32 protein-coding genes are annotated in these 18,248 nt (G+C 65.0%); 21 read left to right on the top strand and 11 right to left on the bottom strand.

The genetic code is table 11. The features are described 5' to 3' along the window. Positions 1–46: 46 nt before the first annotated feature. The 4 genes from HXX10_RS07665 to HXX10_RS07650 all read right to left on the bottom strand — a co-directional run bounded on the left by HXX10_RS07665 (position 47) and on the right by HXX10_RS07650 (position 3,910). Complete coding sequence (locus HXX10_RS07665) at positions 47–787, bottom strand: hypothetical protein (protein WP_296521307.1); 741 nt, start codon at positions 785–787, stop codon at positions 47–49. An 89-nt stretch (positions 788–876) separates the two neighbouring features. Further along, on the bottom strand, positions 877–1,362 hold the full coding sequence (locus tag HXX10_RS07660; RefSeq protein WP_296521304.1) for a hypothetical protein: 486 nt from the start codon (positions 1,360–1,362) through the stop codon (positions 877–879). A gap of 93 nt (positions 1,363–1,455) precedes the next feature. Beyond that, a complete protein-coding gene (locus HXX10_RS07655) occupies positions 1,456–2,850 on the bottom strand; it encodes a phage major capsid protein (RefSeq protein WP_296521302.1) in 1,395 nt (464 codons plus the stop codon). Positions 2,851–2,935: 85 nt separating this feature from the next. Beyond that, on the bottom strand, positions 2,936–3,910 hold the full coding sequence (locus HXX10_RS07650) for an HK97 family phage prohead protease (RefSeq protein WP_296521301.1): 975 nt from the start codon (positions 3,908–3,910) through the stop codon (positions 2,936–2,938). A 103-nt stretch (positions 3,911–4,013) separates the two neighbouring features. Between HXX10_RS07650 and HXX10_RS07645 the strand changes: the two genes are divergently transcribed. Together HXX10_RS07645 and HXX10_RS07640 are read left to right on the top strand one after the other, a co-directional pair. After that, complete coding sequence (locus HXX10_RS07645; RefSeq protein ID WP_296521299.1) at positions 4,014–4,316, top strand: hypothetical protein; 303 nt, start codon at positions 4,014–4,016, stop codon at positions 4,314–4,316. A 73-nt stretch (positions 4,317–4,389) separates the two neighbouring features. Beyond that, positions 4,390–4,596: a hypothetical protein gene (locus HXX10_RS07640; protein ID WP_296521298.1), complete on the top strand. Its 207-nt coding sequence runs from the start codon at positions 4,390–4,392 to the stop codon at positions 4,594–4,596. On the opposite strand, the gene HXX10_RS07635 is transcribed toward HXX10_RS07640, so the two are convergent. From HXX10_RS07635 to HXX10_RS07605, 7 genes are all read right to left on the bottom strand, one after another. Further along, positions 4,593–6,560, bottom strand: coding sequence for a phage portal protein (locus tag HXX10_RS07635; protein ID WP_296521296.1), 1,968 nt, complete (start codon positions 6,558–6,560; stop codon positions 4,593–4,595). The genes HXX10_RS07640 and HXX10_RS07635 overlap by 4 nt on opposite strands. Positions 6,561–6,577: 17 nt before the next feature. Next, the gene (locus HXX10_RS07630) at positions 6,578–8,290 is read right to left on the bottom strand and encodes a terminase TerL endonuclease subunit (RefSeq protein ID WP_296521294.1); all 1,713 of its coding nucleotides are present in this window, start codon (positions 8,288–8,290) and stop codon (positions 6,578–6,580) included. After that, entirely contained in the window at positions 8,287–8,745 is a 459-nt protein-coding gene (locus HXX10_RS07625) for a hypothetical protein (protein ID WP_296521293.1), read from the bottom strand. Before HXX10_RS07625 ends, HXX10_RS07630 begins: the two co-directional genes overlap by 4 nt. 109 nt (positions 8,746–8,854) lie before the next feature. Then, positions 8,855–9,163 carry an HNH endonuclease signature motif containing protein gene (locus HXX10_RS07620; protein WP_296521291.1) on the bottom strand — a complete coding sequence of 103 codons (309 nt, stop codon included), beginning with the start codon at positions 9,161–9,163 and terminating at the stop codon, positions 8,855–8,857. Positions 9,164–9,630: 467 nt separating this feature from the next. Then, positions 9,631–10,173 carry a hypothetical protein gene (locus HXX10_RS07615; RefSeq protein ID WP_296521289.1) on the bottom strand — a complete coding sequence of 181 codons (543 nt, stop codon included), beginning with the start codon at positions 10,171–10,173 and terminating at the stop codon, positions 9,631–9,633. Continuing rightward, complete coding sequence (locus HXX10_RS07610; protein WP_296521287.1) at positions 10,170–10,412, bottom strand: hypothetical protein; 243 nt, start codon at positions 10,410–10,412, stop codon at positions 10,170–10,172. Before HXX10_RS07610 ends, HXX10_RS07615 begins: the two co-directional genes overlap by 4 nt. Before the next feature lies 1 nt (position 10,413). Further along, positions 10,414–10,638, bottom strand: coding sequence for a hypothetical protein (locus HXX10_RS07605; protein WP_296521285.1), 225 nt, complete (start codon positions 10,636–10,638; stop codon positions 10,414–10,416). A 503-nt stretch (positions 10,639–11,141) separates the two neighbouring features. Here HXX10_RS07605 and HXX10_RS07600 point away from each other — a divergent pair. The 19 genes from HXX10_RS07600 to HXX10_RS07510 all read left to right on the top strand — a co-directional run bounded on the left by HXX10_RS07600 (position 11,142) and on the right by HXX10_RS07510 (position 18,243). Continuing rightward, the gene (locus tag HXX10_RS07600) at positions 11,142–12,092 is read left to right on the top strand and encodes a DUF6011 domain-containing protein (protein WP_296521283.1); all 951 of its coding nucleotides are present in this window, start codon (positions 11,142–11,144) and stop codon (positions 12,090–12,092) included. Positions 12,093–12,145: 53 nt separating this feature from the next. Then, positions 12,146–12,514: a hypothetical protein gene (locus tag HXX10_RS07595; RefSeq protein ID WP_296521281.1), complete on the top strand. Its 369-nt coding sequence runs from the start codon at positions 12,146–12,148 to the stop codon at positions 12,512–12,514. A gap of 17 nt (positions 12,515–12,531) precedes the next feature. Further along, on the top strand, positions 12,532–12,900 hold the full coding sequence (locus HXX10_RS07590) for a hypothetical protein (RefSeq protein WP_296521279.1): 369 nt from the start codon (positions 12,532–12,534) through the stop codon (positions 12,898–12,900). An 87-nt stretch (positions 12,901–12,987) separates the two neighbouring features. Beyond that, positions 12,988–13,440, top strand: coding sequence for a hypothetical protein (locus HXX10_RS07585; RefSeq protein ID WP_296521277.1), 453 nt, complete (start codon positions 12,988–12,990; stop codon positions 13,438–13,440). Between the two features lie 49 nt (positions 13,441–13,489). Beyond that, complete coding sequence (locus HXX10_RS07580; protein ID WP_296521275.1) at positions 13,490–13,804, top strand: hypothetical protein; 315 nt, start codon at positions 13,490–13,492, stop codon at positions 13,802–13,804. A 2-nt stretch (positions 13,805–13,806) separates the two neighbouring features. Then, on the top strand, positions 13,807–14,160 hold the full coding sequence (locus HXX10_RS07575; RefSeq protein ID WP_296521272.1) for a hypothetical protein: 354 nt from the start codon (positions 13,807–13,809) through the stop codon (positions 14,158–14,160). A 71-nt stretch (positions 14,161–14,231) separates the two neighbouring features. Next, entirely contained in the window at positions 14,232–14,522 is a 291-nt protein-coding gene (locus HXX10_RS07570) for a hypothetical protein (RefSeq protein WP_296521270.1), read from the top strand. An 11-nt stretch (positions 14,523–14,533) separates the two neighbouring features. Continuing rightward, entirely contained in the window at positions 14,534–14,770 is a 237-nt protein-coding gene (locus HXX10_RS07565; protein WP_296521267.1) for a hypothetical protein, read from the top strand. Then, the gene (locus HXX10_RS07560) at positions 14,767–14,952 is read left to right on the top strand and encodes a hypothetical protein (RefSeq protein ID WP_296521264.1); all 186 of its coding nucleotides are present in this window, start codon (positions 14,767–14,769) and stop codon (positions 14,950–14,952) included. The genes HXX10_RS07565 and HXX10_RS07560 overlap by 4 nt, the downstream gene beginning before the upstream one ends. Beyond that, positions 14,949–15,305 carry a hypothetical protein gene (locus HXX10_RS07555; RefSeq protein WP_296521262.1) on the top strand — a complete coding sequence of 119 codons (357 nt, stop codon included), beginning with the start codon at positions 14,949–14,951 and terminating at the stop codon, positions 15,303–15,305. The genes HXX10_RS07560 and HXX10_RS07555 overlap by 4 nt, the downstream gene beginning before the upstream one ends. Next, positions 15,302–15,493, top strand: a complete 192-nt coding sequence (locus HXX10_RS07550; protein WP_296521260.1) for a hypothetical protein — start codon at positions 15,302–15,304, stop codon at positions 15,491–15,493. The genes HXX10_RS07555 and HXX10_RS07550 overlap by 4 nt, the downstream gene beginning before the upstream one ends. A 46-nt stretch (positions 15,494–15,539) precedes the next feature. Next, the gene (locus HXX10_RS07545) at positions 15,540–15,899 is read left to right on the top strand and encodes a hypothetical protein (protein WP_296521259.1); all 360 of its coding nucleotides are present in this window, start codon (positions 15,540–15,542) and stop codon (positions 15,897–15,899) included. Positions 15,900–15,989: 90 nt separating this feature from the next. After that, on the top strand, positions 15,990–16,208 hold the full coding sequence (locus HXX10_RS07540) for a hypothetical protein (protein WP_296521256.1): 219 nt from the start codon (positions 15,990–15,992) through the stop codon (positions 16,206–16,208). Positions 16,209–16,250: 42 nt separating this feature from the next. Further along, positions 16,251–16,550, top strand: coding sequence for a hypothetical protein (locus HXX10_RS07535; RefSeq protein WP_296521254.1), 300 nt, complete (start codon positions 16,251–16,253; stop codon positions 16,548–16,550). Then, complete coding sequence (locus tag HXX10_RS07530; RefSeq protein ID WP_296521253.1) at positions 16,547–16,807, top strand: hypothetical protein; 261 nt, start codon at positions 16,547–16,549, stop codon at positions 16,805–16,807. The genes HXX10_RS07535 and HXX10_RS07530 overlap by 4 nt, the downstream gene beginning before the upstream one ends. Before the next feature lie 2 nt (positions 16,808–16,809). After that, complete coding sequence (locus HXX10_RS07525) at positions 16,810–17,301, top strand: hypothetical protein (RefSeq protein ID WP_296521252.1); 492 nt, start codon at positions 16,810–16,812, stop codon at positions 17,299–17,301. A gap of 77 nt (positions 17,302–17,378) precedes the next feature. Then, entirely contained in the window at positions 17,379–17,717 is a 339-nt protein-coding gene (locus HXX10_RS07520; RefSeq protein ID WP_296521250.1) for a Gp49 family protein, read from the top strand. A gap of 86 nt (positions 17,718–17,803) precedes the next feature. Next, the gene (locus HXX10_RS07515; RefSeq protein WP_296521248.1) at positions 17,804–17,929 is read left to right on the top strand and encodes a hypothetical protein; all 126 of its coding nucleotides are present in this window, start codon (positions 17,804–17,806) and stop codon (positions 17,927–17,929) included. Further along, positions 17,929–18,243: a hypothetical protein gene (locus HXX10_RS07510; RefSeq protein WP_296521246.1), complete on the top strand. Its 315-nt coding sequence runs from the start codon at positions 17,929–17,931 to the stop codon at positions 18,241–18,243. The genes HXX10_RS07515 and HXX10_RS07510 overlap by 1 nt, the downstream gene beginning before the upstream one ends. The last annotated feature ends 5 nt before the right edge of the window (positions 18,244–18,248 follow it).

Below are 18,248 nucleotides of genomic sequence, written 5' to 3'. Positions count from 1 at the left end.
CGGCGACGCGGGCCGCGCCGAATGCGCGACCCGCCGGGCTCTCGAATTAGGTGCGGTTGGACCACAGCCGTATGTAGTCGACGAGCAGGGTTCCGACGCCGACGCCGCTCGCTTTGTAGACGCCGAAATACGGCTGCAGGATCGCGTTTGCGCCGGTCGCGGCGAACGCGAGGCCGTTGTTGACGTTCTGCTGAACGCCATCCACGAAGAACTTGACGTCCGTCACATCGGTGGCATCCATACGGAAGATATGCCAGTCGGTCGCGAGCAGCGTCGTCGCGGTCGCCTTGCTGTTGGTGGTCACGCCGTCCCTGGACCGAAGCAGAAGCGCGCCCGAACCGTTGACGCCGAACTCGGCGTAATACGACGCGTTGTCCGGTCCGTCCGCCCACGCGCTCGACAGGCCCCACACCGCTTGAACGCCTGCGATGCTCGGCAGCACGGGCAGTTTGACGCGCGCCTCGAAACACGCGCCCTTGGTCATGTCGATCTGCAGGTTGTCCGCCCAATAGAGCGTGGCCTCCTGCTTCTCCGAAGTCGACGTGAGCGCGGCTTGCACCTGCCCGCCCGCGGCATTCGCCACGCCCGCGAGAGTGGGCGGCGCGGCGCCGACGATCTTCTTGATCCAGTCGAGGCCCTGCGTTCCGGTGGTGGCGAACGCCTGTTTGCCCGCCCCCACGAAATCGTCCTCGTAATAGAACGGGGAGACGGGGAGCACGTTCTCGTAATTCTGCGCCGGATCGAAGAACACGAGAGTGCCAGCGTTGTACTTGGACCTTGTCGACATGAAACCGACTCCGTTCCGACCGCACTGCCGCGGCCGTCATCAGACGAAATGGAGGGGGCCGAGCGACCGAAGCCGCCCGGCAATCGTGATCAGTTGATCAGGGTCGACGGCGGCGCCGCCTGCATGTATGCCGGCAGGTAGACGAGCATCGCCTTGGTGATGTTCGCGGCGTTCGATGCGCTGGTCTGCACCGTGAGGGTCCGGAATCCGTTCGTCACGTCGAGCACCTGCTCGGGCACGATTTCGAAAATCGCGATCTTGCTCTTGAGCGTGGCCGAGAGCTGGAGCGCGGCAGCCGCCGCCTGCCACGCGCCGATATCGCTCGCGGCGCGGTCCTGATTGACGTGGATGCGGGTGGCGGCGATCGCCTTGGACCCCGTGCCGGCCACGTCCTGCGCCTGCAGCGGCGTGAACGTCACCTGCGCGGCGTTGCCCTGATTCACCTCGCAGACGAGCCACGCCTTGAGCGCGTTCTTGAGCGAGATATACGACCCGGTGCGGCCCGCGGCGTCGGTCGCGATCGGGAGCACCTCCACGAACGGGATCTGCTCGGGGACGGAATACTGGCGAGCCATGTGCGGCCCTTTCTTTGAAACAGAGGAAAAGAGTCAGGCGGACGCTGCCGAAGCAGCGCCCACTCTGTCTACATCGGCGCCGATTGTCTGCGTTTACCGCTGCCCGATGGCGACGAAGGGCGACTTCGTGAGGTTGCCCTTGAACGGGGTGATGGGCTGATGCCACATCGGCCGTCCGTCGACCCGGTACGTGATCCGGAACCGCATCTCGTCGGTATCGAAAGCGACGTGCATGGAGGTCGCGAACTGCGTGCCGCCCTTGTCGACGATGGTGTACTGACTCAGATCGACGAGCACGAGATCGCCCGGGGTGCCGAGCGCCGCCGAATATTCCGTCGCGATCATCGGACGGCCGTACAGGGTGGAATTCGGAGCGTTGGCGACGCCGCCCGGAGGCAGATAGACGAGCTGGCCGCCGGTGCCGACCGCGCCGTTGAGGGAGTTGAGCTGCGGCTCGATGTCCTGATTGTACAGCCACACCGCATTTTTGCGGCTGCGCGCCCAGCACCGCGCCCACATCTTATCGATGTTCTCCTTGACGATCGTGCCGGGGGCCTGCCCGGCCTCCTTGGCGACCGTGATGAGCGCCTGCGAATTCATGAAGCCGAGCGGCTGGCCGCTGCCCGTGCCCTCCACGATCGCGTCCTCGGTGACGAACATGATTTCTTCCGAGAACGCCTGCCCGGCGATGGCGGTGAGCGCCGTCGAGTCCTGCAGAAGCTCGTCCGTGATCGTCATCTTGGAGATCAGCTTGCGCAGATCGAACTCGACGAGGCGATACTTCGGCTTGCTCTCGTCGCCAGCGATGCCCTCGGCCGCCCACTTCGTGGAGATGCCACCCCAGCGGGATCCGGTCGCACGCGAGGACTCGTCCACGCCCGGGATCTTGAGGCCGTTCGCGTTGGCCGAGATCGGGATCTTGTTGACGAGCGGCAGCACCGAGCCGAGGTCATGGGCGAGCATGAAGATGGCCGCCTGGAAATCGGTCTGCACGAGGAAGCCGCCGCCGGTGGCGTCCACCTCGCCCGCGCCCGTGGGGGCTCGCACGAGCCGCGAGTCGGTCGACGTGCCCTTGGAAGCGTAGTGCTGGAAAACCGCCTGGAGCTGCTCGCCGACGTTCCGGAACGCCTTCGAACGGTCGATCGTCGAGTTGAGGCCGCGCCGAGCGATCGAAATGCAGTCGTCGAAACGGACGGGCCGGGCCTCGCGAATGCTCATCGCGCGGGCTTCGGAGACGAGGCTCGACAGGGTGCGGGCGTCCGCATCCGTCACGTCACCCTCGATGCCGGCGCCGGGCTCGCGCGGGTCGACCGGGCGGGCCAGCTTCGCCGAACGCTCCTGCGCCTTCACGGCCCGCACGAGCTGCGCCTCCATGCCGGCGATCTCGGCCTCCAGGGCCTCGTACGCCGCGGCGTCGTTCACGATCTCGGTAGTGTTGAGGCGGTCGACCGCCTTGCCGATCGCGTCGCGGATTTCCTTGAGAGTCATTTGTCTGCCCTTTCTCGGCATGCGTAGAGAGGCCGCTTGCGCGACCGGACGGCCTCTCGCCATTGGCGGAGGGGATTGGGTTGGATCAGAGTGAGAGACGGCGCCGCATCGCCCGCGCCTTGCGGGCTCGCAGGGCCGCAGCATCGGCCTCGGCCTGCGCCACCTGCGCGGCGAGCGCGTCGGCTTCGGCCTGCGCGGCGAGCGCGTCGGCGGCAGCCTTGGCCACCGTCGCGGCCTCCGTGTCGTCCGCGTCGGGCTCGGCCGCCTTGTCGTCGGGATCCGCGTCGGGCTCGTCGTCCGGCGCGTCCGTGAGGCTCTTGATATGCCCGCACGCCGCCGTCATGCATTCGTGCGCGGCGCCGAGCGTCTTGGCAGTGGCCGCCGAGATTTTCCTACCCGCCCGAGTCACAGGGGCGCCGGCCATCTTGCGCAGCGCCTCGATCTCGGCGCGCGGCACGAGCAGACAGTCGCCCGAGTCGAGCACCGACTCGGTCCACCCGATGAGTGGTGCCGTATCGATCCCGGCGGCGCGAGCCTGGACGAGCGCGGACGGCAGCGCCGGCACGGGCACGCACGAGATTTCCATGAGCGCCTGCTTCTGGAAATCGACGCCATGCGGCCGGCTCTTGTCCTTGGCGAGCCGCCATTCGATCGGCTGGAAACCGACGCTGACGGCGTTCAGGAAGCCGCCCTTGTACATGCGGAAAATCATGTCCGCGAAAGGCGACAGATCCGCCTCGGCGAATTCGATATCGCCCATCAGACGATTGCCCGCCACGCCCACGTTCAGGCCCTTGCCGACAGGCGGCTGCGAAGCGTCGTGCGCCCACAGGGCGATGTTGTTCTGCCGGTAGTCGTCGAGCTGCCAGCCCTTGGCGGACAGCGTGTCGCCCATGCGATCGACCGAGTCGTCGCTGAACACGAATCGGATCGTCCGGCCCACCTGCTCGGTGAGGTCCGCCGCCTGCGGCGCAAACCGGGTCACGGTGGCGCCCTTGATCCGAGCGGAATGGCCAGCGGCCACGCCAGCGTGAAATTCGGCCTGCGAAAGCATCGGCATTTTAGGGCTCCAAGATTCTTTTTAGATTGTCCGTTTTGATGTTGACTATCCGCACTGCGGTGGTAGGGTCCGCTTGTGGTTCAGAGACAGAGGAGACCCCGCCATGTCCGCCGATTTCGAAACCGCCCTCGCCTCGTTCTTCGCCGGTGTCCAGAAGATCCACGCGGACTACATGGACAAAAACTATCCGACCAATGACCGCGAGCCTTGGCGGCTCGACCGCGGCAAGCGGTACGTGCGCGTCGTGCACGGCGGTTCGGTCTACTGTTTCGTGGACACCACCAACGGCGCCGTGCTCAAGGCTGCCGGCTGGAAAGGCCCGGCCAAGCACGCCCGGGGGAACGTGCTCGACGACAAGAACGGCCTCGGGTGGATGGGTCCATATGGGCCGGCGCATGTCCGCTGATAATCAACATTTTCGTTGACTAGTACCGCCCCTCGTGCATAAGGTCGCACGAGGGAAACAGGAGACTTTCGAGATGGCCAAGCCGTACAAATATGCCGACGACAACGACGACTCCCCCGTCTTGCTGGGGGAGACCGAAGCCTGGACGATCGCTTTCGAGAAGTGGACCCGAATGGACCACACCGAGGCATTCGCCAACGCTCGGCTCCTGAGCAAGTCCGATTTCGAGGAGATGTATCCGGACCTGCCGCCGCTGCCGGCCGAAGCGTTCGCCGACTAGCGGTGATGCTTGAGCGCCGCATCCCACGATGACGGAAGGTTGGACGTCACCTTGCCGTAGATGTCCCGCATCTCGGATTCGAGTCGGGCCTTCTCCGGATCGCCATCCTTGAGGTCGCGTGCGATCTTATAGAGACGATGGCCCCCGCCGTGCTTTTTCGCGTCTTCCATGGCGGGGTGCCAGAACTGAACCTCTCCCACGATGCCATCCGGGAATTTCACGAGCGCCTTGCGGTCGAAATAGCCGGCGTCGGTAGTGGCCCAGCCCTCATCGATCGTGGGGAACCGCTTCCCGAGGCCCGCGACTATCGAGTCGGCCTGTTCCGGCGTCGTGACATTGTACCCGCCGCGTACCCCGTCCGTGATCCCCGTGGCTTTCTTGCCGCGGACCGTGATCTTGTTTTCCAGATCCTCCAACTTTTTCGGGCCGGGGTTTTTGAATTCGACGCCGTTCTCCTTGCCGATTTCAGCCGCTGCCTCGGCGAGCGTCACCTGATCATGGACCGCCCTCGCGTGGATCTTTTCCGCGTCGGTATAGGGCGAGTCCTTCTGCCACTGCCGCTGTACCTTTTTCGCGGTTTTGGGGCCGTGCGCCTGGACGCCCGTATCGTGGACGCTTCCGCTGCCCCATCGCCCGATCTCGTCACGAGGCTGATCGGGGTTGTAAGCCTTCTCGGCGGGCTCGGGCTTCTCAGGGCCGCCGGGCGTGGGGCGCAGGTTGTCCGGCTTGGTGCCGGTCGATTGGCTACCGGCCGCCGCCATGTTCTGCGGGAACTGCAGCGTGTCGGCTTGCTTACCCTTCGGCTTGAATCCGAGATCGATGCGCGCTTCGTCCGGCGTCGCCATCATGCTCATGATCTGCGTGCGCCAGTTGTTGATTCGCGTCGTCAGATCGGCCTTGGTCAGTTCGTTGAAATCGAATTCTACGAACAACCCGGCCTTGCGCAGCCCGAAGTGACTCGACAGCTTGGCGCACCACCTGTTTGTATACCCGGTGAGGGTGTAGTTCACATATTCCTGACTCTGCTGCATGATGTTGTTGTTCGTCGACCGTTCAAGGTTGGCGAGCATGTGCAGCGGGATTCTGAAAATTCGCGCGATCTCTTCAATCTGGAATTTGCGCGAAGCGAGGAACTCCAGATCCGAAGCGGCCGGCGACAGCGGGGCGTACTTGAGCCCCTGCTCGCCCACGATCACCTTTCCGGTGTTCTGGAGGCCGACCGATGCCGCCTTGAAATCGGCGGCAAGCCGCTGCGCCGCTTCCGGCGTAAGCTTCTGATCCGTCGTGAGCATGCCGGACGGCCGCGCGGCGTTGGCGATGAACCGGGCCGCCTGCTGTTCCTGCGCCAGCGCGAGGCCGATCGACTCGCGTGCGAGCGCGATGCGGGACGCGCCCACCAGCCCGTTGCTGGAGAAGCCGCGGAGGTGCAGCATGTCAGATGCAGGGATCAAAAACGGCTGCCCCTGCAGCACTGCCATCATATGAAGGCCCTGCGGGGTGACGCGGTAGAACAGATCGCCGCCGGGCGCCTGCCACAGCGACACCCAATCCGGATTCACCGGCACGAGCATGGTCGGGCGCCCACGGCCGTCGTAGAGAATGACGGCGTACGCGTTGCCGCGAAGCACGAGCCCGATCTGCATCTGCTCGCGGAATTCGAGTCCGTTCTGCCAGTCGTTCGGCTCATGCAGCAGATCGGCGAGCGGGTGCGACGTCTCCTCGTCGGATGAGCCGTCGTCGTTTTTCTTACGCAGCGACCACGGCAGTTTGGCGACGTCCTCGGCCAGCATCGTCACGGCCGCCATCACGGCCGCGGCGTTCAGGGCGGTCCCCTGATTCACATTGATGCCGGAAACCGAACGCACGCTGTAGAGCGAATCCATCCACATGGACGGGTCCGAGTCCGTCGCGTCGCGCTTGATTGGCTCGGGGTCGCGGCCGAGCAGGCGAGCAATCCAGCCCATGGCCGCGCCTCGCTATGTCAGAGGGAAAAGACGAGCAGCCCGCGCTCGCCCGTGTAGACGGACGCACCAGCCACCGACTCGGGATTGGTCGCCATCAAACTGACGGCGTTGAACAGCGACATGAGCGGGTCGATCTTGGCCGAGCCTGATAGCTGCTTCGTGATCGCCGTCGCGTTGCCGCGCAGTTCCGCTTTCGCGTTTCCCACGCACCACGCCATCATCGGCGATCCGTCGTGCTCCAACTCCAACCCCGCCACGCGGCGTTCACACGTCTTGATCGCGCCGGACAGTTTCCAGCCCTGCGAGATCCCGACGATGCGCTCCAGGGCGAAGCCGCGGGCCGCGCTCGTCAGCTCGTCGACAATGTCGCCGATGCCGACCGAGTCGACCGCGATGGCTTGGTCCTTGGCGAGCAGCCCACGCTCCTCGATCTGCGTGACGATGTCCGCGACCGCGGCCACGTCCTCGCCCGGCGAGTCGACGATCTGCAGGTGCCCGTCTTTTTGGAAATCGAGGAGCTTGCTGGCGATGTCCTGCCGGCGATCGAGCACGATTTTGTGCGCCCATGCCCGCGACCACGACAGCCAATGCCGGGTTGTCTTGCACCGCCCTAACACCGTGAGGCCGAGCAGATCGTCCAGGCCGCCGCCGTCGATCCCGACGACAACCACCTCGGACCGATCGAGCAGGGACTCGAGCGTCAATTGCGGCTCGGCCGCGGCCATCCAAAACTCGGCGCCGGCCCAACTGTCCGATCGCAGGTTCAGGCCGATTTCGACGTTCAGGTGCTTGGCGGCGAAACCACACAGCGATTTTGCGCCGGCCCGCTTCGCCTTGCCCAGCTCGTCGAGCAGGAACTCCACATCCACGCTCGCCCCGAGATTGGGGTTCGTGACGTAGAAATTTTCCGGATCCAGATATGCGCCCGACTTAATCAGCTTGTCGGGGAATTCGAAGATCAGGCCGAGCCGCCGATTGTCGACGTGCTTCCCGTCACGGATATCGCGATAGTCCTTGAGATCCTGCAGAAACACACCGGCCGGCGCGTCGTCGGACATGGTCGACAGACTGATGACGAAGCCCTCGGGCCGGGACGCGAGCCCGCCCGTCGCCTCGCGCAGCATGTTCTCGGCGTTCACGCGCTTGCCGAACAACCATTTTTCGTCGATCAGCACGCCCACGGCTTTCTTGCCGGACACCGCGTCATTGTCCGCGGCCACCACCTTGAGGCTTGCGCCCGTCGTTCTGTGCGTGATCGTGCGCAGGTGCTCTTGGACGAAAAGGATCTCGCGCAGCTCATCGTCGGCGGCGACCATGTCGCGCGCCGGCTTGAAGCTGTTGTCTGCCACCTCGATCGTCGGCGCGAGGATCAGGAACTCGGCGCTCTTGCGCCAATTCCGAATCAAGGCCGTCATCATGATCCCGGCGGCGATCGTGCTCTTGCTGTTCTTTTTCGAGACCAGCAAAAAGAATTCGCGGATCAGCCGGCGGCCCGTCTCGGCGTTGTAGGCGCCGAAGATCGCCGATGCGAACTCCCCCACCCACGGGCGGCATGCTTCGCCGATCGTGGGCGAGCCCGGCGCATCCACGATGCGCAGCGAGTCGAACACCGCACGGGCGGCAGCCGCCTCCTCCGGGAACAGCGGGCCGCAGGGCATGAGCGACTGCCGCTTGAGGATGCGGCGCTCCCAATCCGGGAGAGCCGTCGTCCACGTCGGCGCGGCGCTCATGCAGTCGTGTTGTCGACGGCCAGCCGCGGCGGGGCCGGCGGCGCATAGCGCCCGGCGCTGGCCGCCTTGCGCGCTGCGGCTGCCGCCTCATCCTTCTTTGTCGTCTTCTCGGCGAGCTTCGGGTGCTGGTAGGGCATCGCCGCAATCGCGAGCGCCGTCCGGGCGTTCATCGCCGCCGCCGGGTCGTTGATCACGGCCATGGCGAACTCCAGCGCCGTCTTGAAGCCGCCCGGGGGCGGCACCGCGACCGCGGAAGGGTCGCCGCCGGTGAGCATGGAGACGCCCGGCGCCGGGGGCGACTGTGGCAGCGACGGCGGCGCCGCGGCGCGCTCGGCGCGCTCGGCCCGTGCGACCAGGGCGGCAGCCTTGGCCGCCTTCTCCAGCTCAGTGACGATCTTGGCAGGGCGCGGACCAGCCGGCCGCCCTGCGCCCGGACGGTAGCCGCCGCGTGCCATAGCTAACCCCTTTTGCTGCAGTGCAGCATTTTCGTACGATTAGGTTTGATTCCGTAGGTGTGATTTGAATACGGTGCGCAAGTGTCTTAACTCGCGAGGATTTTTACCCCTATCCCCCCTGCCTTTCGGCGCGGGCGGTTGTAGTCTTGACCATATGACAACCTGCACAAAGGCACTGCCCATTAGCAGGATCGAGCGCAGCGCCACCGTCGCGCAGCTCGTGGATATGGTCGGCGTACAGCTTGACGCCACGAGCGCCACATGCCTCGCACGCGTAGCCTGCCCGCCTGTAGACCCCTGCACGCCACGCCCTATGGGCCTGCGTGCTGTAGTGGGGATCCGTGTCCTTGGGGATAGGCGGGGCGCTGCGCGTGTCGAGCGTGGCGAGTCGCCTGCCCAGCGTGGCCAAACGCGCCATTGCGTCTCACCCGAATAAATACGAAGCGATCAGCCCAAAGGCGTAGCCGCATGCTGCCGCCACCAACGCCTGCCATGCGCGCCTGCGCACACCTGCGCGCCATGCTGCCTCGTCCCACATGGTGCAGCCCTCAACAGGTGCCCGCGCACAGCGCGCCTATGGCTGCCACACCTCGCGCCACCAGTCGCAGAGGGGCAGGAAGGCAACACGTGCGCGGGCACCATTGGATAGGGGCTCGCCCCTCCGCTGCGCATACAGCGAACCGCATCGTCACCCACACACAGGGACTCATGAGCCACGGGGTGGTGCGTGCTGGCCATATGCACAGCGGAAAGGCGCTACAAAAAAGCCCGTCCGATAGATGGTCGGACGGGCAAGGCGGCGTCGGGTGGTGGTGAGAAGCGGAAAACCACCCATGCGCCTCCATACTCGATCTCGGTCCCAATTGTCAACTAACGTGCCGATAATCAACAAATGCGCCACTTTCTGCCTCGTGGGGCGCCCCCGCACAAGGCCGCAAAATGACGGATGGCTGCCCGCAGGTGCTCGGTGGCACTGCCGTTGCGCCAATGATTCTCGCGCTCGATCGCCCGCAGCGGGCGCTCGTCAAACAGCACGCCCCTTGCAGCCACGTGCTCGGGTCGCCCCTTGAGATCGTCGCGCCAGCGGAAATATACGCGCAGCACGTCCACGCGCCGGGCCGCCGAGTCGTCCGCCTGATCGGGCCGAGGCGTCGGCACGATCCCGAGCGCAGCATCGTGCCCTGCCGTCTGGCCGATCGAGGTATGATAGGCGTGCATCAGCCCGTCCAGGGCGGACAGCTCCCACACGTCGAGCGCCCCGCTGCGCTTGAGCCGCTCTATCGGCGCCTGCGCCAGATATGCCCGCACGATCGTCTGGCCTGTCGCCACCGGCTCTTTTCCCCGATGGGCGATGCGTTCCACCTCGGCAACAATCTCGCCGTAGGTGGGCGCCCTAGCGGCGGCCCGCCGGATTTTGCGCGACGTCAAAAATGCACCCACGGCGCAGCGTTGACCCGCCCCGCCCGGATACATTCGAGCACATTGGACCGGATGCCGTACGCGGGGGTGCCGTCGAATGCCGGCACCGGGTAGGCGCCCGCCACCACATTGTCGTAGCCGCGCCGGATCCAATATTGCTCGATCCGCTCGGCGAGCGCGAGGGCGCCCTCCAGGGTGAGGTGGTTCGGCGCAGGGGCGCGGACGGTCGACGGGGTGAGGTGATTCACGTCAAGCCCCCTGCAATTCGAGGATCTGCACGACGAGGGGCCGCGGCCACGCTCGCGCCCGCTCGCGGATCTGCCGCCAGTTGACCGGCGGGCGGTAGAGCTGGGGATCGTGCCGCGCATCCACGCCATAGTCGTGGAGCGCCTCCTGCACCATTGCGGCGACGATTTGCTTGCCCGACCCCTCCGGGCCGGAAATTGTGACAGTGACGACGGGCTGGATTGGCATGGGGGGCACCTCGCTAATTTGGTGCCGCAGATTGTCCGCTCGCTATGCCGATTGTCAACGCCTATTTGTCCGCAACCACAGCAACGCAGACAGCCCCGGGCCGCGTCCACGGGTTGAGCGAATAGAACATAGAACACGAAGCCCCCCTGTTTTTGGGCCTCCATGTTCTATTTTTCGAGGTCAATTTCGTTGATTCAATAGGGGAATTAGACACTTTAGAACACAGAACATAGAACATTGCCCTTTGACATATTTCATGTGTGATGCGTAACGTAATATGCGTATATACAACCTATGGTTCTCGCCTGTGTATGTATACCCCATGTTCTATGTTCTATGTTCTAAAGTGTCTAATAGCTCATATATTTCAACGTCGGGCTAGCCCAAAAAACAGAACATTTAGTACCTGAAAAATAGAACACGAACGCTCCATGTTCTATTTTTGGCTCGATCGAACCGGGCGGTTCGGCCAAGAATGGCAGAACAAAGACGGATAAATTAAAATGATTTATTTTGTCCGTTTTCTTGTTGACTGTCGGCACGCGTGCTGCCAGGGTGTCGGCAGGAAAGAGGAGCCCATCATGTCCACCCTGGAATTCGAGGACGACCCCCTGGACGAGCTGTTCGGCGACAGCGCCGGCACCAACCTCCCCTCGCGCGTCGCCAAGGCGCCGCCGGCCAGCTACAGCCCGCCGAACTACACCGAGTCCTGCCGGAAGTGCGGCGGCACGGGCCGGTACGGCAACTGGGGCTCCTGCTTCGCGTGCCATGGCAAGGGCACCCGGTCGTTCAAAACCGCCCCCCAGGCACGGGCAGCCAATCGGGCCGACGCGGTCGCGCGGAAAGAGCGGGACGCCGATGGCGCTTGGTATGTGTTCCGGTGCGGCAACCCCGAGGTCGCCGCCTGGATCGAGTCGAGCGCCCCCTATTCCACGTTCGCCGCGTCCATGCTGGAGGCGGTCCGGAAGTGGGGCAGCCTCACCGAGCGCCAGCTCGCCGCCTGCGAGTCGGCTGTCGCCAAGCTCGCCGCGGGCAAGGCGGCGCGGGCCGAGCAGGCCAAGGCAGCCCCGGCGATCGACACCAGCAAGATCGAGGCGGCATTTGCGGCCGCTCGGGCGAGCCGGGACGGCGCCGGCCGGGTGATGCTGCGGACCGAAGGCGCGGTGTTCTCGGCTGCCAAGGCGGACAGCGCCAACCCGGGCGCCATCTACGTGAAGACCGGGATGCGGGGCGAATACCTCGGCAAGATCGTCGAGGGCCGGTTCATCGCGCTCCGGTCATGCACCCCCGAGCAGGCTGCCGCCGTCCAGGCCGCATCGGTCGACCCGCTCGCCAGCGCCAAGGCGTACGGGCTCAAAACCCGCTCGTGCTCATGCTGCGGCCGGGAGCTGACCGACCCCGACAGCATCGCGGCCGGCATCGGCCCCACCTGCGCCAGCAATTACGGGTGGTGATCCCGCACCACCTGGAGCTACTATCCCCTGGAACCAACCCGGGGGATACCGAGATGAAAGCCACCGCCATGCTGCTCGCCGCCACCGTGCTCGCCGGCTGCGCCACGGCCAAGCCGGACATTCCCATGGACCGGCTCGTGACGCTCACGGAGGCACAGCGCAAGGCGATCGAGGCCGAGGTTCGCACCCACCTAAAGGATCCCGACTCGGCTCGGTTCGGCACGATCGTTGCTGGCGCGAACGCCACCGAGACGCGCGTCTGCGGGTGGGTCAATTCGAAAAATAGTTACGGCGGCTACGGTGGCAACATCGGCTTTCACGGCACCCTGGACGCCAGCGGAAAGTTCAGGTTTTGGGGAGCGGACGATCCGAGCTACCTGCTAATCCCCACCATCTGCCGCGACCACGGATTGGTGATCTGACAGAAAGGACTCACGACATGACGAACCTTTGGAAATCCCGATACGGCGACGCCCCCGCGTCCGGAAGATGCCGCGCTGCGGTTCGTGGCGAGGGCCGTTGGCCGAGCCTCTCGCAATGCAGGCGCACCGCGACCGTCACGCGTGACGATATTGGCTACTGCCACCAGCACGATCCCGAGGTGGAGCGCAAGCGCGCCGACGATCGGCAACGCCAGTGGCAGGAGGCCGCCCGCGCCCGCGAGGAGGCGGCCGAATTCAAGGCTGCCACCGAGCGCGCGATGCTCGCCTGCAAGGCAGCATGCCAACTGATTGCGGACGGCGCCAACGATTCGCGCCGGATTGCGCGCGAGGCAGTCGCGCTTTTTCCTTCCACAAATTCGTGTTGATTGTCCGTTTTAGTGTTGACTCTCTGCAGGGGCGAGCGCATAAAGAACGTGCGGCCGGGACCGGCCGCCCCCACCACGGAGAGCGCCATGGCCCCCCACTGTCAGATATGCGGCCGGATGATCAAGGCAAACACCGGCACCATCGCGCACCACGGCTACAAGCGGCCCGGCGACGGGTGGCAGACGGCCTCCTGCTTCGGCGCCAAGTTTCGGCCCTATGAGGTGGCCTGCGATGCCCTGCCGCGGGCGATCGAGTTGGCCGAGGCGTTCAAGGCTCGGGCGGAATTGGCGCTCGCCACGATGCAGTCCAGCCCGCCGGCAGAGTTGAAGTACACGGTGGACGCGTGGGGCAAGCTCGCCACGGTCACGCGGCCGGACGGTTTCAACCCGGCAAGCCCGACGATCGAGCGGCACCGGCGCGGCAGCTACGAAAGCGTTTATAGAAACGCGATTTGGAAACTGCAGGGGGATATTCAGGGCGTAGTGGCCGACCTAGAATATCTGCGAAAGCGGCTCGCCGATTGGAAGGTCGCCGAGTAAAATGCCGCCCGGGGGCTTCGGCCCCCACCACCACCAAGGACTCCTGATCATGCCCACCTGTTACGAATGGGACATCGAAGCCGTGGATGCACATGGCGATATTCAAGATCACGACCACTCGAATCAGTTGGACTACGACTCCGCGTACCTGCGCAAAGCCCTCGCCCGTGACGGCTATCATCTGGTGCTCGTCCGCGACGTGTGCGACGCCGGGGGGAGCGTGGAAGATCGGTCGTGGGCGTATGTCGACGACAACAGGCTGCCCGAGCTATTCGACGATCTGCAGGGCACGGGAAAGAAAGTGCCCAAACGATTCCACGTCGAGCTGGCCGCTGCAATTGCCAATCTGCCCAAGGAGCCCTGATCATGACCCCCGCCAGCACCACCGAGACGGAAGCGCGAATCAAAGAAATCGAGCGCAAGTATCCGCGCCGATTCTTGGAGCGGTCGCTCCACAGTGACGCGATCGACTGGCGCTTGCTGACCGCGCCGAACGCCGAGCCCGCCCGCGACTTCTACGTGACCGTGATCCGCGGCAAGCGAACCGGGTGGCTCGTCGGCCCGCTCCCTACTCACGAGGCCGCGCTCGCCCGCGTGGAGGCTGCCCGCACCGAGGCGTGCCGCATCGATCCGTGGTGCGACTTCGATGCGTTCGGCACCTCGTCCCTCCCCCGCGGTACCGGGCCGACCGGAAAATTGAATGGCAAGATTCTTTGTTGATTGTCCGTTTTCGTGTTGACTCTCCGCACGGCCGGGCGCAAGGTAGCTTTGTTGGAACGGAGGACTGAGAAATGGCCGAGGCGCTTGCAACCACCCACTTCGAAGTCGTCCGGTCCGGCCGGTTCGCCTATGTCGTCTGCCGGGTCGATCTCCCGGTTTACAAGATGCCCGCGGGCGAGGTGTTCGAACGGGTCGCCCCTGCCAAGGCAGCCGCCGCGATGGCCAAGGCCGAGGCGCAGGTTGCCGAGGCGCTCGCCAACCGGGCGGAGGAGCGGGCCTACCGGGTCAAGTGCGCCCGGGAATACCTCGCCAAGCGGGCGATCCGGGAAGCGTCCTACCCCACCCAATTGAAACTGTTCTAGGAGTCCTGATCATGCCTGCCACCGTCAAAGCCGTCGCCGCCGCGTTCGTCGAGCGGGCCGAGGCGCTCGGGCTCAAGGGAGTCAAGCGGGACACCGCCGCGCTCGATTTCTTCTGCGGCGCCGCCACGCTGGCCGAGCTATCCGGCAACGCCGAGGCGTCTCGGGCGCTGTCGCTCGCCGCCAGCCTGCTCGTGTCGGTCCGGGGCTACATGGCCGTCAAACAGCTCGCGGCCGGAGTCGCGCCATGACCAAAGAGCAGACGATCAGTGCGAAAATCCTCCTGCGGGCCGACGTGCTCGCGACGATGCGCGGCACCAGCCGCACCGCCGAGATCCGCGAGGCTTTCGATTTCGTGCTCGGGGCGGGCGCATACGAGGCGCTCGCGGGCGACCTTTACGACACGATCCGAGCGGCCCGGGGGCGAGTATGAACATCCACATTCGCCACCGGCTATTCGTCCGCGTCGGCTACGACGTGATTCTCGATCGTCGCGGCGTCCTCGTGTGCTGGGGGTGGCGACCGGACGCGCCAGAAGACGAGAGCGCATGGCGCCACACTTGGCGCTGGTGCCCGCCCCGCCCGTACATCGTGTTCAGGGCGGCCCGGTTCGGAAAAATCAAAATCGTCTACCCGATCGGAATCAAGGCGTTCGGTCGCGTGTGGATGTGGCCTGATCTTTCTTTGTTGATTGTCCGTTTTGCTGTTGACTCTCTGCGGTGCCGGGCGCATAAAGAACGTGCGGCCGGGACCGGCCGGGCCACCCACCAGGGAGTTTCGAAATGACCACCGTCGAGCTGTCCAACAAGGCTTATTACGCGGGCCGGAACTCGATCGGGGACGAGGGCGAGGTTTGGTACGGGCTCGTGGACTGCCCGGAGTTCGCAGCCCCCGAGCTGGCCGCCGAGTTCAAGTCGGGCGTCAATAGCATCAAATCGGAACTGCGGCTGAACGCGGATCCCGAGTGGAACTGATCAGCAGCCGGGGGCTTCGGCCCCCACCACCCCCGGGAGTCCTGACATGCCCGACGTTTTCGTGCCCGAACCGTTTGGCCCCCTCTACCCGGCGCTCGGGGCTGGCGTTGCCAAATGGCGGCGACGGTCGGGCCTGACGAAAGAGGAGCGGCGCGAGTACGGCCGGGCCGTGCACGAGGCAATCCTGTCGCTGCAGCGGCAAGAACTGCAGTCCCGGAAAGGCAAGGACGTTGCCACGAAATGCGCGAGCGGCACGCGACACACGACGGGCGAGAAGATCCACGCGGCAATCCGGCTGCAGCAACGCAATGCGCTGTACGCCGCCGTCGATCAGGAACGGCGCGAGCGACTCCCGAAAGTGTGGCGCGAGATGTACGCCGCCGCGATGGCTGAGAAAGTTTGTTGATTGTCCGTTTTATTGTTGACTCTTCGCAGGGGCGAGCGCATAAAGAACGTGCGGCCGGGACCGGCCGCCCCCACCACCACGGAGAGTGTCATGGCCATGTCCATCAGTAAGAAGATCGAGTTTCTATGGAACAAGGCCCTTGAGGACGCGATGGGTGCCGGCGAGGCGGACCCGTTCGCCTACGCGAGCAGCAAGGTTGCTCGCATGAGCGCGCAGCTTCGGGCAGTCGAGCGGGCCCAACAGTACGCCGGCAACGGGCACCCCCGAGTCGGCAGCCGAGCCGGCCGGCGGCAGGCCGCCGAGAGCTGATCAACCCCGGGGGCTTCGGTCCCCACCACGGAGGATCTGACAATGCCCATCTTCGAAGCCGCCACGATCCGGGACCTGATGACGCCCGAGCGTGACGCCGGCCGGGTCGCGCGGAAAGCGCGCTACATCGTGGCTGTCGAGGCCCGGGATGGTTCGTGGTGCGAGCTGGACGGCGACGACGAGGCGCACGCCCGGGTGCTCGCGGACAACTGGACGGACCCGCAGCGGATGGGCGCGCGAGGCGCTTCGGTGTGGGCCGTGAACGCTGACGGCACCCTGCCCCGGCGGTCGCGCTATCTCGCGGTCGAGCCGACCGCTTTCGACACGGAGGATCTCTCGTGAGCTACGCCGCAGCCAAGAACATGCGCGCCGTGCTGGACGCCTCCGTGGCGCGGCTGAGCGTGGCCCTCGGCACCTTCCCCCGCGGCGCGCGGGGATTGCCCGTCGAGTCTGTCCGGCTCTCCACGAAGTACCGCGCGGCCAAGGGCGCATATGATGCGGCGCTCCGCACGCTGCAGGCTTTCAATCGCCAGTTCGTCCGCCGGTTCAAGAACGAGATCCGAGCCGAACGCCACCAGCGATCAATCGAGGAGTCCTGATCATGTCCGTTGCTGAAATCGTGCGGCTGCCGGCAGCAAAGCCGCCTCGCCATGCCAAGCGCAAGCGGCTGAGTGCCGCCGAGCGCGCCCGCCGGTGGCAGTCCGCGAGTGCAGCGGCCGTGCTCGGCGTCGCCCTGATGCTGATCGTGCTATCGCTGTCCCATCTCGCGGCCGGCTTCGCGCTCGTCACCGGCTCCCCTGTCGGCGGGTGGGAGGCATGGGCGTGGGCCGCCAGCATCGATCTCGGCTTCGTTGCATGCGAGGCCGCACAGCTTTGCGCGACCACCAAGAAAGCGGAAGTCACCGTTGCCAAATATGCAAAATGGACCGTCATCGGCCTCCTGATCGTTAGCGCCGTGATGAACGCTTTCGCCCTGACAGCGAACGCCGGGGGCGGCTGGCAAATGTACGCTGCGGCCGTGCTCGGCTTTGTGATCCCCGCGGCGATCTACTCGACAGCACAGATCGGCTTGACCATGTGGACTCGACGCTGACCACCGGGACGAGCTGGACAACGCTCCGGAGGCCGCGGGCGAATGATTCGAACCACCACCAACGAAAGGATGACACCATGAGTATCGAACACACGGACGCGGAATCCATCGCGGTCGCCGAGGCACCGCGGGAGCGCGTGGCCCTCGCCGATATCGAGGCCGCGATTCAGAGCCGATACAACACCCGCGGCATCTTCGCGGTGACGGCCGACTCCTGCGCGGATTCCGAATCGCTGCGTTTGCTCTCGATCTGCATCCTGATCATGCGCAACGGGTTCATGGTGATCGGCAAGAGCGCGCCGGCCAGCGCCAAGAACTTCAACGCCGAGCTTGGATGCAAGTTCGCTTATGAGGACGCGATTCGGCAGTTGTGGCCGCTGATGGGGTTCGCGCTCCGGGACAAGCTCATGGCCTGATCTTTCTTTGTTGATTGTCCGTTTTTGTGTTGACACCCTGCACCGAAAGGCGCAGGGTGTTTTTGTTGGAACGAAGGGACACGGGAATGAGCCGCCAAGACTTGATCGATCTCGCCATCGAATACGAGATGATCGCCAGCACGTGGGATTTCAACCGCATGTCCCCCGCCCAACAGGCCGCAATCCTGCGGCAGATTCAGGAGGTGCTTTGATGACCGACATGATGGTCGCCAAGATCATCTTGGAGCAGCTCGGCGGGCGGAAATTCATCGCCATGACCGGCGCCACGAACCTCTGCGGCGGCGCCGATTCGCTGTCGCTCAAAATCGGCAAGGGCGCCAAAACCCCGGCGGGAGCGAACGTCTCGCACATGCGCGTGAAGCTTACCCCGGCCGACGATTACGAGGTCGAGTTTCTTTGGATCCGCGGCACCCGAGTCGTGACCATCTCCAAGCACGAGGGCGTCTACGCCGAGGATCTGCAGCCCCTATTCACCGAGCAAACCGGATTCGACACCCACCTCTGAGGACC

The organism is Rhodoplanes sp. (genome assembly GCF_013377085.1).
GTDB lineage: Bacteria > Pseudomonadota > Alphaproteobacteria > Rhizobiales > Xanthobacteraceae > Rhodoplanes.
This window is presented reverse-complemented; position numbering and strand designations above follow the sequence as displayed.